The sequence below is a fragment of the Aliidiomarina soli genome, assembly GCF_003986975.1.
Classification (GTDB): Bacteria; Pseudomonadota; Gammaproteobacteria; order Enterobacterales; family Alteromonadaceae; genus Aliidiomarina; species Aliidiomarina soli.
Map to the genome: position 1 here is coordinate 677,779 of NZ_PIPO01000001.1, position 16,212 is coordinate 693,990.

The 16,212-nt window shown below is 51.5% G+C and carries 13 protein-coding genes; 4 read left to right on the plus strand and 9 right to left on the minus strand.

The window, feature by feature from the left end; translation table 11 throughout:
* Positions 1-107: 107 nt before the first annotated feature.
* Entirely contained in the window at positions 108-377 is a 270-nt protein-coding gene (locus CWE14_RS03300; protein WP_126787807.1) for a GrxA family glutaredoxin, read from the plus strand.
* A 137-nt stretch (positions 378-514) separates the two neighbouring features.
* Here the strand turns inward: CWE14_RS03300 and hrpA are convergent, their stop codons facing one another.
* The 3 genes from hrpA to CWE14_RS03315 all read right to left on the minus strand — a co-directional run bounded on the left by hrpA (position 515) and on the right by CWE14_RS03315 (position 5,976).
* Positions 515-4,384 carry an ATP-dependent RNA helicase HrpA gene (gene hrpA / locus CWE14_RS03305; RefSeq protein ID WP_126798054.1) on the minus strand — a complete coding sequence of 1,290 codons (3,870 nt, stop codon included), beginning with the start codon at positions 4,382-4,384 and terminating at the stop codon, positions 515-517.
* A 104-nt stretch (positions 4,385-4,488) separates the two neighbouring features.
* Positions 4,489-4,911: a CBS domain-containing protein gene (locus CWE14_RS03310; RefSeq protein WP_126798055.1), complete on the minus strand. Its 423-nt coding sequence runs from the start codon at positions 4,909-4,911 to the stop codon at positions 4,489-4,491.
* A gap of 6 nt (positions 4,912-4,917) precedes the next feature.
* Entirely contained in the window at positions 4,918-5,976 is a 1,059-nt protein-coding gene (locus tag CWE14_RS03315; RefSeq protein WP_126798056.1) for an isoaspartyl peptidase/L-asparaginase family protein, read from the minus strand.
* Positions 5,977-6,128: 152 nt separating this feature from the next.
* Here CWE14_RS03315 and sbcB point away from each other — a divergent pair, with 152 nt between their 5' ends.
* On the plus strand, positions 6,129-7,562 hold the full coding sequence (sbcB, locus tag CWE14_RS03320) for an exodeoxyribonuclease I (protein ID WP_126798057.1): 1,434 nt from the start codon (positions 6,129-6,131) through the stop codon (positions 7,560-7,562).
* A 126-nt stretch (positions 7,563-7,688) separates the two neighbouring features.
* Here sbcB and CWE14_RS03325 read toward each other — a convergent pair whose 3' ends face one another.
* A complete protein-coding gene (locus CWE14_RS03325; RefSeq protein ID WP_126798058.1) occupies positions 7,689-10,049 on the minus strand; it encodes an efflux RND transporter permease subunit in 2,361 nt (786 codons plus the stop codon).
* 14 nt (positions 10,050-10,063) lie between these two features.
* Complete coding sequence (locus CWE14_RS03330) at positions 10,064-11,197, minus strand: WD40/YVTN/BNR-like repeat-containing protein (protein WP_126798059.1); 1,134 nt, start codon at positions 11,195-11,197, stop codon at positions 10,064-10,066.
* Positions 11,198-11,510: 313 nt separating this feature from the next.
* Here CWE14_RS03330 and CWE14_RS03335 point away from each other — a divergent pair, with 313 nt between their 5' ends.
* Positions 11,511-12,863, plus strand: coding sequence for a DUF1329 domain-containing protein (locus CWE14_RS03335; protein WP_126798060.1), 1,353 nt, complete (start codon positions 11,511-11,513; stop codon positions 12,861-12,863).
* An 88-nt stretch (positions 12,864-12,951) separates the two neighbouring features.
* On the opposite strand, the gene CWE14_RS03340 is transcribed toward CWE14_RS03335, so the two are convergent.
* From CWE14_RS03340 to CWE14_RS03350, 3 genes are read right to left on the minus strand one after another with little or no spacing between them, the layout of a single operon-like run.
* Entirely contained in the window at positions 12,952-13,827 is an 876-nt protein-coding gene (locus tag CWE14_RS03340; protein ID WP_126798061.1) for an NAD(P)-dependent oxidoreductase, read from the minus strand.
* A complete protein-coding gene (locus CWE14_RS03345) occupies positions 13,824-14,627 on the minus strand; it encodes a methyltransferase domain-containing protein (protein WP_241972303.1) in 804 nt (267 codons plus the stop codon). Before CWE14_RS03345 ends, CWE14_RS03340 begins: the two co-directional genes overlap by 4 nt.
* Positions 14,605-15,366, minus strand: a complete 762-nt coding sequence (locus CWE14_RS03350) for a Nif3-like dinuclear metal center hexameric protein (RefSeq protein ID WP_126798062.1) — start codon at positions 15,364-15,366, stop codon at positions 14,605-14,607. Before CWE14_RS03350 ends, CWE14_RS03345 begins: the two co-directional genes overlap by 23 nt.
* A 101-nt stretch (positions 15,367-15,467) precedes the next feature.
* On the opposite strand from CWE14_RS03350, the gene CWE14_RS03355 reads away from it, so the two are divergent.
* On the plus strand, positions 15,468-15,872 hold the full coding sequence (locus CWE14_RS03355) for a hypothetical protein (protein WP_126798063.1): 405 nt from the start codon (positions 15,468-15,470) through the stop codon (positions 15,870-15,872).
* A gap of 106 nt (positions 15,873-15,978) precedes the next feature.
* On the opposite strand, the gene CWE14_RS03360 is transcribed toward CWE14_RS03355, so the two are convergent.
* On the minus strand, positions 15,979-16,206 hold the full coding sequence (locus CWE14_RS03360) for a DUF3912 family protein (RefSeq protein WP_126787796.1): 228 nt from the start codon (positions 16,204-16,206) through the stop codon (positions 15,979-15,981).
* Positions 16,207-16,212 lie beyond the last annotated feature (6 nt).

Genomic DNA, 16,212 nt, shown 5'->3' on the forward strand with positions numbered 1-16,212 from the left:
GATAAAAGTGATTAAACAAATCGTATTAATCAGTTTTCCTTACATAGCGACCTTTGGCATACTGGCGTCAGTCAGATTCGTTTTATCCATCAAATTTGGGAGTCATTATGTTAACTGTAATTTTCGGTCGCCCCGCGTGCCCTTTTTGTGTTCGGGCTAAACAAATCGCCGAACAATTAAGCGAAGAACGCGATGATTTCGAATTTAGATACGTCGATATCCACGCCGAAGGCATCAGCAAGGCTGATTTAGAGAAAACCGTAGGCAAACCTGTATTAACAGTGCCACAGATTTTCGTCGACGAGCAACATATTGGCGGCTGCACTGAATTCGAAGCCTATGCGCGTGAGAACCTTGGTCTGTATCAGTCTGCATAAGCGCAGTTGATACCGATGAGTTAAGAGTGAGTGAGAGTAGTTGGTGAGAGAGCATTTTCACCAGTGCGGACAAAAGGCAGACGTTTAGCGTCTGCCTTTTGTTTATCTGACGCACCGATAAGCGCCGGAACTGCCATCTAAAAACTCTCCAGGGCCTGGCGTAAGCGCTGCTCCGAAACCGGATAAGCCGTTCTAAGCTGCTGCGCAAATAATGATACTCTCAGCTCTTCCAGCATCCAGCGAAACTCAAGCAAGTCGACTGAAGGGGTGTCCCCCGCCGCTACTTTGTTTAATTTAGCCTGCCATGCCTGCTCCAGCTTTTGCATGGTCAACATGCGTAACCGGTCGCGGTTGGGGTCAACCGGTAGTTTTTCCTGCCGGTATTTCAATGCTTTCAGATAACGTTCAATATCGGTCAGCCGCGCCTGGCCAAATTCGCTGACAAAGCCCTTGAAAACCAGCAGGTTAAGATGCTCTTTGATGTCGCCGAACGACTGCACCTGATCCAGTGGTATCTTTCCTTTTAGGCGTTTTTGGATCTCGTGGCTTAACACCAGGCAACGTTCAACCTGTTGCGCTATCGCCAGCGTGGTATCGTTCAACTGCCCCCGGATATCCTCCAGTGCCGTTGCAAACGCCTCCTGATTGGTAATGTCGTGCGCCTGCAGCAAACTGTCGATGGCCGCATAGATACAATCCCCCACCAATGCATCGACTTTGCCCCAGGGGTTAAAATACATAGCCAGTTTAGATTTATTGGGTAAGTTATCGCGCAGGTATTTCACGGGTGAGGGTACATTAATCAGTACCAAGCGGCGTAAGCCCTGTCGGTTCGCCTGCGCGGCGCGCTGTGGATTGTCATAGAGTTCAATCGCAACAGAGTCCTTACTATCGACTAACGCAGGGTACGCACGGATCGCAAATCGCCCCTGGTTCTTCTCGATACTGGCGGGTAATTCACCAAAGCTCCAGCTGGTTAACCCGCTCTGCTCAATACTATCACCCGCAGTCTCAACCAAAGTCTTCTTAACCTGCCCCTGCAATTGATGTTGCAGTGCTTTCAGATCCCGCCCCTGAGCAACTAGCTCGCCTTCATTGGTAAGGACCTTGAAGTTAAAGCGTAAATGCGCTGGCAAGGCTGCGACATCCCACTCGTCGGCTTCGACCCGCTGCCCTGTCATCCGTAACAGATGCTTGCTTAAGCTCTCGGTTAAACTACCCTCACCGACTTGCATCGCCTGCAGTGCCGCTTGTGCATAATTTGGGGCAGGAACAAAGTTCCTCCGCAGGCGCTTAGGCAGACCTTTGATCAGTGCTATCACCAGCTCTTCACGCAAGGCCGGGATCAACCAGTCACAGCCAGCATCGTTGACCTGGTTCAGAATACCCAGCGGTATTTCCAGACTAACGCCGTCATCGACCGCCTGTGGGTCAAACTGATAACTGAGCGGTAAATGCAGATTTCCCTGTTGCCAGGTATCAGGATAGGCATCGTCTGTGACAAAGGCCGCGTCCTGCATCATTAACTGAGCACGGTCAAAACAGAGTAAATCCGGTGACTGTTTGACCGCTTTGCGATACCAGGCGGCTAAGCTGCGATCATCGTAAATAGCCTCTGGAATATGTCGGTCATAGCAGGCAAAGAGCGCATCTTCGTCAATCAGAATATCGCGCCGCCGCGATTTTTCTTCTAACGCCTGTACATCGGCGATGGTGGCCAGGTTCTTATCAATAAAAGGCAGTCGCTGTTTTATCTCACCACCGACCAGGGCTTCACGGATGAACACCTCGCGCGCGACTACCGGATCAATCGGTCCATACTGAACCCGACGTTTGGGTACCACGATAAGTCCGTACAGCGTGACCTGCTCGTTGGCCACTACCGCCCCGCGCTTCTTCTCATAGCGCGGTTCTGAATGACTTCGTTTAACCAGATGTTCAGCCGCTGGCTCGATCCATTCTGGTTTAATGGCCCCCACCACACGGGCGTAGAGACGGGTCGTTTCAACCAGCTCTGCTGCCATAACCCACTTCGGCGGCTTCTTAAACAGCCCTGAGCCAGGAAAAACATAAAATTTTCGGTTACGGGCGCCGGTGTATTCGTGCCCTTCGTCTTTAGTTCCCAGGTGTGACAGCAAGCCCGTAATCATCGCCTGGTGAACCTGATCCGTATCCGCGGGTTCGTCATTAATCGGCAGGCTCAGTTCACGCACCGTCTGGCGTAACTGAGTGTACAGATCCTGCCACTCCCTTACCCGCAGATAATGAATAAATTCCTGCTTACACAGCTTGCGAAACTGACTGGACGAAAGTGCCTTACGTTGCTCCTGCAGATAGTTCCACAGATTAAGAAACGCCATAAAATCCGACTGAGGGTGATGGAAGCGGCTGTGCTTTTCATCTGATTTCTGTTTCGCATCGGCTGGCCGCTCTCGTGGGTCCTGAATGGACAGCGCTGCAGTAATTATCATCACTTCGCGCACTGCGCTAAACGACGGCGCCGCCAACACCATTCTCGCCAGCCTTGGGTCAATCGGTAAGCGAGCCAATTGACGACCGATGCTGGTCAGTTCAAGTTGCCGCCGACGTCTTGAGTCAATAGCGTGCAACTCTTCAAGTAGGGTTAAACCGTCATTAATGAATCGCTCGTCTGGCTTCTGCAAAAATGGAAACTGGCGAATATCACCAAGTCGCAATGATGTCATTTGCAGAATAACCGACGCCAGATTGGTGCGCAGAATTTCCGGATCGGTGAACTCCGGCCGGTTAAGAAAATCGTCCTCGCTATACAAACGAATGCATATCCCGGGACCCACCCGACCACAGCGCCCTTGCCGCTGATTCGCACTGGCTTGAGAAATTGCTTCAATAGGCAGCCGCTGCACTTTAGTGCGGTAACTGTAGCGACTTATGCGCGCCGTCCCCGGGTCAATCACATACCGGATCCCCGGCACCGTCAACGACGTTTCCGCCACATTGGTCGCCAGCACAATACGTCGCCCGCCATGGGACTGGAAAACACGGTTCTGCTCGTTGGCTGACAAACGCGCATACAGAGGCAGTATTTCCATCGGCTGCCGACCGAGAAGACCCTGTCGGTGCGCGTCGTTAAGGGCATCCGCGCTGTCACGAATTTCCCGTTCGCCGCTTAAAAAGACCAGGATGTCACCCGGCCCTTCGTTGATCAGCTCACCCGCTGCGTCGATGATACCCTGATAGAGATCCTGATCGTCGCGCTCTGAAACTGGCTGATACCGCGTTTCGACCGGGAACGTTCGTCCGGAAACGCTGATCACTGGGGCATTGTTGAAGTGGCGGGAGAAACGATCGGTCTCGATCGTCGCTGAGGTAATAATAACTTTCAGATCCGGACGCTTGGCGAGGAGTTGATGCAGTACCCCTAACAGAAAATCGATGTTCAACGAGCGTTCATGTGCTTCATCAATAATGATGACTTCGTAATTACTTAAAAACCGGTCTCGCTGCAGCTCCGCAAGTAAAATACCATCGGTCATTAATTTAACTGACACCTGGTCACTAGACGTATCCTGAAAGCGAACCTTATAGCCAACGTGGCCTCCGATGCTTTGGCCAAGCTCCTCTGCTATTCTGGTTGCAACCGATCGGGCTGCTAGTCGACGTGGTTGGGTGTGGCCGATAAGCCCCGCCGCACCGAATCCCATCTGCAATAATATCTTCGGTAACTGAGTGGTTTTGCCTGAGCCTGTCTCGCCGGCGACGATCACCACCTGGTTACTGGCAATGGCCTCGGCGATCTCATCACGAGCTTCAACCACCGGCAGCTCCGCAGGAAATTCGATAGCAGGCATTTGTTCGCTGCGGGTAGCCACAGACTGCACCGATTGTTCCATATCCTTTTTAAGCGCAGCTTCACGAGCCTCATCCGGCTGCTTCTGCAAGCGACGCAACTGTTGACGGAAACGATGACGGTCTGCGGTTCGGCACAAGGGAAGCGCAGAGAAAAGGGATGCAGGGAGAGCGTTCATGAACAACCTTTACAAACAAATGAGCGCGTAGTGTAGCAAGGGTTATGGCAAGCGCCAACGCCTTACAGGCGCATCCTGCAAGGCGTTACTATGGTCAGATAGAATTATGGCTTGTGATAGGAGTCGCGCAGGTGTAAATCCAGTGCGATCATCACCTGAGTTCGCGAGATGACTCCCTGCAAACGGTTCTCGTAATCAACCACCGGATAAATTTTGGGTCGATTAGAACCGAATCGTTGCGCTAAATCCAGTATGGCAGTGTCACTGTTCACGGTAACCACCTCGCTATTCATACATTCAGCAACTGTGGCTGAGCGCTCTTTATGATAAGTCCCTTCAAGCATATGAGCGAGGCAATCCTGCTCGGAGAGAAAACCGATGACCTGCTTTTTCGCGTCGACAACGGGGCCTCCAGCAAGGTTGGCGCGCAATAGGCGCTCGACAGCTTCTTCAATCGGCATATTGGCGGTTAGTACAGCCGGATGGCGGCTCATATAATCGCCCACTTTCAATGACCGTAGTGGCATAGGTAGCTACTCCTCGTCGTTGTAAATTCCTACCGTCAGGGGTTGGCTTGATGTTTTACTGGCCCGGTACATCCCCTCTGTATTAAACGGCATATGAACATTGCCTTTGTTATCCACAATGATCACTCCACCTGTGCCCCCCGCCGACGGCAGTACCTGATGAATCACTTCATCCCCGGCGGTGACAATGTCTTTGTCCTGGTACAATACACGGCTGCAAATATCAGCGGCCACCTGATAACGAATAAAATACTCGCCATGACCGGTCGAGGACACCGCACAACTTTCATTGTCAGCCCAGGTACCTGCACCAATAATCGGCGAATCGCCGATGCGGCCATATTGCTTTGCAGTCATGCCTCCAGTGGATGTGGCTGCTGCCAGGTTCCCTGCACTGTCGAGTGCGACCGCACCAACGGTGCCCATATTAAAATTTGGGTCCCAGTTCGGATTACTGGCAATCTGTTCACCTGCCTGCTGACTGCGTTCCAGTTCTTTTAGCGCATCCTGAAGCTGCTGATAACGATGTTCACTATTGAAGTGGTTGTTTTCTACTTCCGACAACCCCTGCTCCCGCGCAAACTGACTGGCACCTTCACCGCTTAACATGACATGTCTTGAATTCTGCATAATTTCACGCGCTAAGGCTATCGGGCTTTCCACTGTTTTGACCCCGGCGACCGCCCCAGCTTCACGACTGTCACCGCGCATAATAGACGCGTCCAGTTCATGCTCACCCTGATAAGTATAGACGGCGCCAATTCCTGCATTAAACAGCGGGTTGCCTTCCATCACCTGCACCGCCGCGATCACCGCATCTACGCTATCGCCGCCCGCTTCCAGTATCGCGTAGCCAGCCTCGGTTGCTTCGCGTAATGCCGCGTCAAATTCAGCTTCGCGCTGCGCTGACATATTTTCCCGCGTTATAGTGCCGGCTCCACCGTGAATCGCTATGGCCAGTGGCGACTCAGTTTCCGACTCTGCAGAGGCATCGGCGGCCGGTCCACAACCACTCAGGCCAAGCGCAAAAAGTAGCCCCACGGATACAGATGTTTTCGTTTTCATATGATGTCGCCCTTTATTATTCAAGTAATTAGCTTAGCATCTAACTCGCTGCATAACTTATTATGACCATGAAGAAGCCTCGCGTACAAGCCATTGCAAATGCTATCCTTGCCCTTAACTCAGTCTAACTAACCGGCTATATAGAAAACACCATGACTAAAACCCTTTACTGGTACGACTTTGAGGCTGGTGGTGCAAACCCGAGAGTGGACCGGCCCAGCCAATTTGCAGGCATTCGAACCGACGAATCGCTGAATATTATCGGTGAACCTCTGGTTCAGTATTGCCAGCCGAGCCCCGATTACCTGCCCCACCCGGAAGCCTGTTTAATTACTGCGATTACCCCGCAAAAACAGCGCCGTGAAGGTCGCAGCGAAGCGGAGTTCTGTAACCTGATTGAGCAGCAGTTCAGCCAGCCTGACACGACGATTGTCGGCTACAACAATGTGCGCTTTGACGACGAAATGACCCGTGTCATGTTCTACCGCAATTTTCACGACCCGTATGCTTACAGCTGGCAGAATAATAATAGCCGCTGGGATCTGGTTGATCTGGTTCGTGCCTGTTACGCGCTGCGGCCGGACGGGATTGAATGGCCCACCGTCGATGGCCGGGTTAGTTTCAAACTGGAACTGCTGAGCAAAGCAAACGGCATTGAACATGGGCAGGCGCACGATGCGATGTCAGATGTGTACGCCACCATCGGCATGGCCAAACGAATTAAAGAAGCGCAACCGCGGCTATACGACTTTTATTATCGCCTACGCCGAAAAGCGGCCGTGCAGCAGTTGCTTGACGAAGCCATGGTGCAGAGCAAGCCGCTGGTCCATGTCAGCAGCTACTATGGTACTGACCAGGGCAACGTCAGCTGGATTATGCCAGTCGCACACCACCCAACCCAGGCCAATGCCGTAATCGCCTGGCGGCTCGACCGTGACCCGCAAGCTATTGCCGGATTAACACCGCAGCAGCTTATCGAAAAACTCTACGCCCCACGGGATTTGTTGGGTGATGACGAGGAACGTCCGGGGCTGATGGTCATTGTCAGTAACAAATGCCCCTTTGTAGCCCCAGTCAATACCTTAAGTTCAGAGCAGGCCGAACGCTTTGCTTTAAACTGGCAGCAGGCGCAGCAACACCTGCAAACAATTCAGCAACAGCCTGCCCTGCGTGAACTAATAGTCTCGGCATATGCCATAGAGCGGGAGCCGAAAGTTGCGCCGGACGATGTCGAAATGCAGCTGTATTCCGGCCCGTTTTTTAGTGCTCAGGCAAAGAGCCAGATGGAGATGATCCGCCATGCCAGCCCTGAGCAACTCGCGACCCTTGATATCAACTGGGATGATCCTCGTTTCGCAGAGCTGTTATTTCGCTACCGGGCGAGAAACTATCCACAAACCCTGAACCAACAGGAAGTCGACCGCTGGCGACAACACTGTCGGCAACGACTGACCCAGGGCACCCAGTATCACCTGAGTGTGGAAGAGTTTGTTCTGCGCCTAGAACAACTAGCGCAGGAGCATGCCCAGAATGACCGTAACATGGCGATCATAAAGGCGTTGGCTGAGTATATTCAGGAGCTCTGACTCCCCTCCCTCGCTCCGACCTGCCAGGCGAAGCGCAATAAAAAAGCCAGTTCATAACGAACTGGCTTTTTTCTGCTTGCTGTCGCGAGCGCTAGCTGCGATTCGCAGCTAGCCTCAGGCGCTTTTTCAGGCTTTATCGGTGCCCTTATTCGCCACCTTAGGACCGACTTTAAACAGACGGGCTAGTGCTGGGATCAGTATCAACGCGCCCAACATATTCCACAGGAACATAAAGGTCAGTAAAATCCCCATGTCAGCCTGGAATTTAATCGGCGACCAAATCCAGGTTGCAACCCCAATTGCCAGAGTCAGACCGGTGAAACCGACTGCTTTACCTGTTTTAGTTAACGCGTATTCGTAAGCATCGTACAGGCCATAGCCTTCACGCATCGCTTCCCGCATTTTACTGTAAATGTAAATGCCGTAATCGACACCGATACCAACGCCTAAGGCAATCACTGGCAGCGTCGCAACCTTCACGCCGATGCCGAGCATTGCCATCAGCGCCTGGCTCATAATTGTAGTGAACAACAATGGCAGGACGATACAGAGCACAGTACGGATGCTGCGGAAGGTAATCAGACACAGTGCAATAACCACCCCATAGACCCAGATCAGCATTTCCAGCTGCGCCTGCTCAATAACCTTATTGGTCGCCGCTTCAATACCTGAGTTACCGGCCGCGAGTAAGAAGTCTATTTCGTCCGACGGATACTCATCAGCGAATGAGCGAACATTTCCGACCACCCGCTCGAGAGTTGCCGCTTTGTGGTCATTTAAGTAGATAATGATCGGCGCCATCGAGCAGTCCCGGCTCATTAAGCCACCGGGGGCACGCGAAATAGAGGCATTGATAATGAAGTCATCACGGTTAACGCTATACCATTTAAGATTACCTTCGTTGATCCCCGCCATACCCATTTTCGAGGCGTAGACGATGGAGCGCACTGCCTGCACACCCTCAACATTCTCCATGTGCCACTGGAAGCGATCAATCAACGCCATATTCTGATAGGCAATGCATTCTCCCGGTGCTGTTTCCGCCATAACCACGAAAATATCGGTGCTCGAGCTGTAGTTCTCAACCATGAACGCATTATCAAGGTTATAGCGCGAATCCGCGCGCAATTCCGGCGCACCGCTGTCGAGATCACCAATTTCCTGGTGCTGTGCTTTATACAGACCAAAGGTAACCATCACCAGCGACACTATGATCGCACCAGCCGCCCATTTAGGCTCAGCAAACCGCGAAAAGACGCGAACGACCGGGTGTGTACCGTGGCGTTTGCTATCCAGGTAGTTAATACCGCGTTTTGAAACATCGAGGTACGAGGTCAGTATTGGCAGTAAACCAAGGTTGGTCAGAACAATAACCGCAACACCGATACTGGCGGCAATCGCCAGCTCTTTGATCACCGCGATATCAATAACCATTAAGGTAGTGAAACCGATAGCATCACTCGCCAATGCGGTCAGGCCGGCAACATAAAGTCCACGAAAGGCGTAACGCGAAGCCTTCATTTTATCAGCGCCATCAACCCGGTTTGCCATCACCGCATTGATAATCTGCACTCCGTGGCTGACGCCGATAGCAAATACCAGGAATGGCACCAGCATCGAATACGGGTTAATACCCGAGCCAATTAAATGGATGATACCCAGCTGCCAAATAACCGCGATAACCGAACAGCTCAGAACAATTAACGAACTGCGGACACAGCGACTGTATAAAAACAGCATGATGAAGGTAATTATCATCGCCAGGACAAAGAACATCCCGACCTGATTCGCACCTTCGATCAAATCACCAACGACTTTAGCGAAGCCAACAATTTGAATATTGATGGTGTCTGAGCTGTACTGGTCGCGAATTAACCGTTCCAGATTCTCTGAAAAGGCCGCATAGTCCAGTTGCTCACCGGTTTCCGGGTTAATTTCGTTGAGCGGCACATAAATAAGTGCGGATTCGAAGTTATTGGCAACCAGATTACCCACTTCACCCGAGCGCAGCACGTTCTGGCGTAACTGCTCCAGAGACTCTTCAGAACCGTCGTAAGTGTCCGGGATGACCGGGCCACCAACAAAGCCGTCCTCAGTAACCTCCGACCAACGCACGTTGGGAGTCCACACCGAACGTATCTGAGAGCGGTTTACGCCGGGGATATAGGACAATTCATCGGTCACCTGACGTAAAACGTCCTGGTACTCTTGGTCGAAAATATTCCCTTCGGTGGTCTCTACTGAGACCCGAATCGCATTTCCTAGACTGGAAAGATCATCCGCATACTCGTAGTAGTTCTGAATGAACTCGTGGTTCTCCGGGATCATCTTGTTGAAGCTGGCATCAGGGCGAACCTGCAATGCGTTGTACAATAAGAAGGCAGTAATTACGGCGAAGAATAGCAGCCAAAAGCCGCGAAAACGAAACAGCAGGTTTTCGACGAGAGACGCCCGCCCCTGCGCGAAAGCATTAGTTGATTGAGTCATTACAGCATCCTTAATTAGCGCGCAGTTGCAGGATAGATGAATTGCATCAGGCCAGAGCGACCGACCATGATCATTTGATTTCCGGCATCCTGGAGCACATCGCTTAACGGCACATTACTGCTATGTTCATAGCGTTGTGGCTGCAAGGTTTGCGGGTCAAAGAAGACCATAGTGCCGGAATGGCCTGCCAGTACCACAGTGCCATCAGCCATCACGGTGCCACTATTTAGGTTGTAGCGTGTATTGGCATCGATCTGGCGGAAACTATCGCCGTTATCATCCGAGACAAACACGCTGCCACGCAGGCCATACACCCACAGACGCTCCTGCTGGTCAAACAGACCACCAAATAAAGAACCGTGGTAAGGCGAATCAAGTAAGTCCCAGTTAGCTCCCGAGTCTTCACTGCGGAACAGCTGCCCGGCTTCACCAATAATGAACAAATCACCGCGCTCATTGGTAATCATTTTGTTGAGGTGAAATGCGGTTGGGTTTTCCAGGCGCTCGTTGACCATGCTCCAATTGCTGCCACCATCAGTGGTTTCCAGCATGGTGCCGTAAGCACCGATCGCGAAGCCATGTTGATTATCGATGAAGAACACATCAAGAAATGGCTTAGTGGGCCCGACTTCCTGTTGAATTGAAGCTGCCTGCACCAGAAATGACAACTCATCAAGCAGGTATTCATACTCATACGCCTGCTCTTCGTCGTCGGCGTTTTCCAATGCCTCGGTTAAATAGTCTTCGCGTTGCTGCAACCAGTCCAGTTCCATCTCCAGCAACTGGTAACCATCCATCATCCGCTGCCAGCTTTGACCACCGTCGGTGCTTTTAATCAAAACACCATCGTGGCCTGAAGCCCAGATAGTATTAGCGTCGATGTAATGCAGCGCGGTCAATAACACGCTGGTTGGCACCTCAGCTTGCTGCCAGTCTTCATTGCCTTCACGCACCAGTACGGTACCAAATGCACCAACCGCAATGGTTTTGTTTATATAACGTTCTAAGCCAATGAGTACCCCTTGCTCAGCTCGTTGAGCTTGCGGGGATGGGGCGAAAATAACATCATAGTCGTCACCAGCCTGATTGGCGTAGGCTGAGGTTGCGGTCGCCGACAGCAAAGCTGCGCACATCGCGATCCATTTCATGTGTTTCTCCTAAGGAGTCTATCTTACTTCAGACACCCGATTGTATAGTCTAACAAGCGTTTGAAAACCCCTTTATGCAAAAAAAGCGTTAATCGTCGGAGTTTTGCTCAGCTATGACTATCGGCAGAGGCCAGTATTTCCAAAGGAAACTAATTTTTTAACAGCTGGTCTTACAAACAGTTGCAAATTTGTAACGTTGGTTTCATCCTAGGCAGGTGAGGCAACGCTTATTTAATTTTTACATTTTTTGGTGTAGCTTAACTTTATATAAGCCACGTTTATAAGCATAAGCACAGTAACAAGGATAAACACGATGAGAAAAACAATTCTTACCGCTGGCGTAATGGCGCTATCGCTGGTTTCTGCCAGCGTTGTGGCAGCCGTTTCCAACGAAGAAGCCGCTCGCCTTGGTAACGATTTAACGCCGATTGGCGCAGAACGCGCTGGTGGCGCTGACGGTCGAATCCCTGCCTGGGATGGCGGTTTGTCACGTCCGGGGGAAGACGTCGAACGTCCAGTCAACCCATTTGCCGATGATGAGCCTCTGTATACCATTACTCATGACAATCTGGATGAGCATCGTGATCGCTTGTCTCCCGGTCAGATCGCGATGTTTGAACGTTACGATTCGTTCTACATGCCGGTCTATGAAACCCGACGTACTTCTACCTACCCTCAGGAAATCTTTGACCTGGTCAAGCAGAACGCGACCAATGCAAGCCTGGTAGAAGGTGGTTCAGGCCTTGAAGGATTTGAAATGGCGATTCCATTTCCTATCCCGCAAAGTGGTCTGGAAGTTATCTGGAACCATTTGACCCGTTACCGTGGTGGTAAGGTTGAGCGTCTGGTTAACCAGCTGCCGGTGCAATCTAACGGTAACTTTGAAGCGGTTCGCCTGCGCGAGCAACTGGTTTGGCCTGAGTACCTGCAAGGTGGTCGTGACGAATCTGCCGATGACAACATTCTATTCTACTTCCTACAGCAAGTACTGGCTCCCGGCCGTTTGACCGGTACCGTACTGCTGGTTCACGATACCATCGATCAGGTTCGTGAAGGACGTCGTGCATGGATCTACAACGCGGGTCAGCGTCGTGTCCGTCGTGCTCCTAACGTAGCGTACGATGGTCCGGGTACAGCGGCTGACGGCCTGCGTACATCAGATCAGCTCGACATGTTCAACGGTGCACCAGACAAATATAACTGGGAACTGGTTGGCAAGAAAGAGATGTACATTCCGTACAACAACTATGAACTGCTGAATACAGATCTGGCTTACAGCGACATCATTCAGCCTGGTCATGAAAACCCAGAGTACACGCGCTATGAATTGCACCGTGTGTGGCACGTTGAAGCAACGCTGAAAGAAGGCGAGCGGATGATTTACTCACGCCGTTCATTCTTCATCGATGAAGATACCTGGACTGCATCAGTGATTGATCAGTACGATGGTCGCGACGAGTTATGGCGTGTATCTCAGGCTTACCATGTTCAGTTCTATGGTAACGACGTGCCTTGGATGGCGATGGAATCAGTCTACGACCTGAACAACGGCCGTTACATTTCACTGGGTCTGGCGAACGAAGAAGATGAGTACATGGACTTCGATATCGAGCCACGCCGCAGTGACTTTAGCACCAACGCATTACGTCGTATGGGTATCCGTTAATCCGGATTATTGCTAACGCCAATTAGTTAATAAAAAGGCCAGCTGTAAAGCTGGCCTTTTCGTTTCTGGCATATCCAGTGAGACTGGTTTAATGCAGTTTCACTAAACGCTGCATCAGGGATGAGGTGTCCCAGCGATTACCACCTAACGCCTGCACTTCTGCATAAAGCTGATCAATCAACGCGGTTACCGGTAAACTTGCGCCATTTTTTTGTGCCTCGGTCATCGCAATATTCAAATCCTTGCGCATCCAATCCACTGCAAAACCAAAGTCATACTCACCATTCCACATGGTATGAGACCGGTTTTCCATCTGCCAGCTCCCCGCCGACCCTTTGCTAATCGCTGCAACCAGTGCTTCCGGATCAAGGCCTGCTTTTTTACCGAAGGCAAGGCCCTCAGACAACCCGGCTAAGACCCCGGCAATACATACCTGATTAACCATCTTTGCCAACTGCCCACTGCCGACTGGCCCCTGCAAACCAACATGGTGTGCCATGACTTCAAGCATTGGCTGAACCTTGCTCAGCACCTTCTCTTCGCCGCCCACCATCATCGTCAGCTTGGCATTCACTGCGCCTGCCTCACCGCCGGATACGGGTGCATCAAGAAACTCAAAGCCTTGCTCCTGACAGGCAGCACCGAGCTCCCGGGCCAGCTCTGCAGAGGCGGTAGTATGGTCGATAAGCACCGCCCCCTGGCGCATCCCAGCCAACACACCGTCATCACCATAAACAACACTGCGGACATCGTCATCATTGCCGACACAGAGCATCACTACATCAGCGTCTTCAGCTGCGATTGCTGGTGTGCTGGCTGCACGCCCGGCATACTCGTCACACCAGGCTTCTGCCTTGCTGGCAGTGCGGTTGTAAACGCAGACATCGTACCCTGCGCGCTGCAAATGGCCGGCCATTGGGTATCCCATTACGCCCATACCGATAAAGGCTACTTTTGTTGTCATCCTGATACTCCTTCAATTTCTTTACGTAATAAAAAATGCTGGTATCGCCCGAGCTGACGAAAAGGCTCCTGTCGCCGATACCTTAACTCCATTTCAATTAAATCGTCGCGCTGCTGGTGCTCAAGGTCACGCAAGTAATCATGGATACAGCGTACCCCACTATGCGCAACCAGCTGCAAGCGGTGACGTAAAGTCCAGTCACTAACCTGCTCAATATAAAGGGGCGTCTGCGGACTAAAACGAACTTTCTTTTTTACCTGCAGGCCCGCTTTGACATAATCAAAGTTACCGTAAATCAAGTTGGCCATTTCTTTGGCCCGACGGTTATAGAACATCAGCGACAGCCAACCGCCCTCCACCATTAACTGACTTAGAATGGATATCGCCGCGGCAGGTTGCTCAAGCCACTCCAGCACCGCATGACAAAGTACGACATCAAACGGAGGCTGGTCGACAAGTTGAGCGGGTAAATCCTGCAAGGGGGCAGTTATATACTGGTACTGCGCGCTAAGGCCAGCCTGTGAATGCTGTTCTTTCGCCTGCGCGACCATTTCGGCAGCTATATCAGAATGCCAGACCAAATGCCCCGCCTCCGCGAATAACTGATTTACCTGACCTAAGCCCGCGCCAATATCGAGTACCCGCAAAGGCCGCTCGCTGGCAATCAAAGCAGCCAGATCGGCAGCCAGCACGGCCTGGCGTATACGCCCTTTCGAAGTGTGATAAATATTTTTTTCAAAGCGCTGCACGTCCACAGCAAAGCTTCGATCCTGACCTTTACGCGGGGCTGTCAATGTCAATAAACTCCACGTCAAGGTTGGCTTCACGCGCTAGTTTCTCACCCAGCGCTTTGACCCCATAACGTTCAGTCGCGTGATGCCCTGCCGCCAGGTAGTGAATGCCACGTTCGCGCGCCACATGTACTGTTTGTTCTGAAATCTCACCACTGATAAAGGTATCGGCACCGGCTTCAACGGCCGCTTCAATAAACCCCTGACCACCACCGGTACAAATAGCGACACGCTTGACCGCATGCTCACCACCGTCAACCTGGGCTATCAGGCTTCGTTCAACAGCGCTTTCCAGCTGCTCGACAAATGCGTTCAGGGTAACCTCGCCAGTGACATCTCCAAGCATAAGAATACCCGTGGGTGCCTGTTCGGCAGGACTAAGATCAGTCAAACCAAGGCGACGTGCCAGCTCGGCGTTGTTACCAAAGTCAGGGTGGCAATCCAGAGGTAAATGATAGGCAAACAAGCTAACGTCAGCACCGAGCAGCGCTTGCAGACGATGCTTTTTCATGCCGGTCACTGGGGCTGACTCACCCTTCCAGAAGTATCCGTGGTGAACCAGAATAGCATCCGCGTTGCGGGCTAACGCCTGATCGATAAGTGCCTGACTTGCGGTGACCCCGGTCACTATTTTTTGGATATGGGAGCGGCCTTCGACCTGCAATCCGTTGGGGCAATAATCCTGAAATTGGCCAGCGTCAGTCCACTGGTTAAGTAATTTATGCAGTGCATCACGCTGAATACTCATAGCGACAATTAAACCCCCGATGCAAATTAGACAGGACGGCAAAAAGAATGTATAAAAATATAGATATAGCAATCATATAGTATCACAACAGGATAATCCGAATGAGCAATCTCGACAAAGAAGCGGTACTCGACGAATTTTCAGCAGCCTACAAAGCAGCCAATGGCAAAGCGCCCGACGTGGAAGCAGCGAATGGCTGGTACAGTGTAGATGGTGGAAAAAACATGCGTCTTGCCCAGCTCGACGAGTGGACCCAGGAATTAAAAAGCGGGGCCGGTAACAAGAAAGCCACGCCAGCCAAACCAGCCGCAAGCAAACCTGCAGCCAAAAAAGCGGCTAGTAGCAGTAAAGCGAAGAAACCAGCGGCGAAGACAAAAACCGCTAGCAAGAAAACTGAAAGCAAAAAGAGTTCATCTTCAAGCGATGGCTTAACCGCGAAAGAACTCTGGCGTCAGCGTCTTGAACAACAAGACGGTACTGCCCGCCTCCCACGCGGTGTGCGTTAGGTTCGGATCTTTACCAAGATGTGGATCTGATATCAGGCAACAAAAAAGCTGAGCATAAGGCTCAGCTTTTTTATTTGTTTTTCTCAGGTTCTCAGGTCAGTCGACGTTAGGTACGTGAAACCGGAACCTTAATTTTACGATACCGATGGACCAGAAAGTCACTGCGGTCGAAAACTACGGTTTCCTGACCAAAGTCGCCCAGCGATACCTGGTAACGTTCATCGTCCAGCTCTCGGATGACCTGGCCCATTTTTCCCTGATGCGCACCGCGTTTAACAAACACGGTTTGCCCCAGAAACTGGCGACTGTTATAGGTAAAACATACCCCTGCCATGGACCT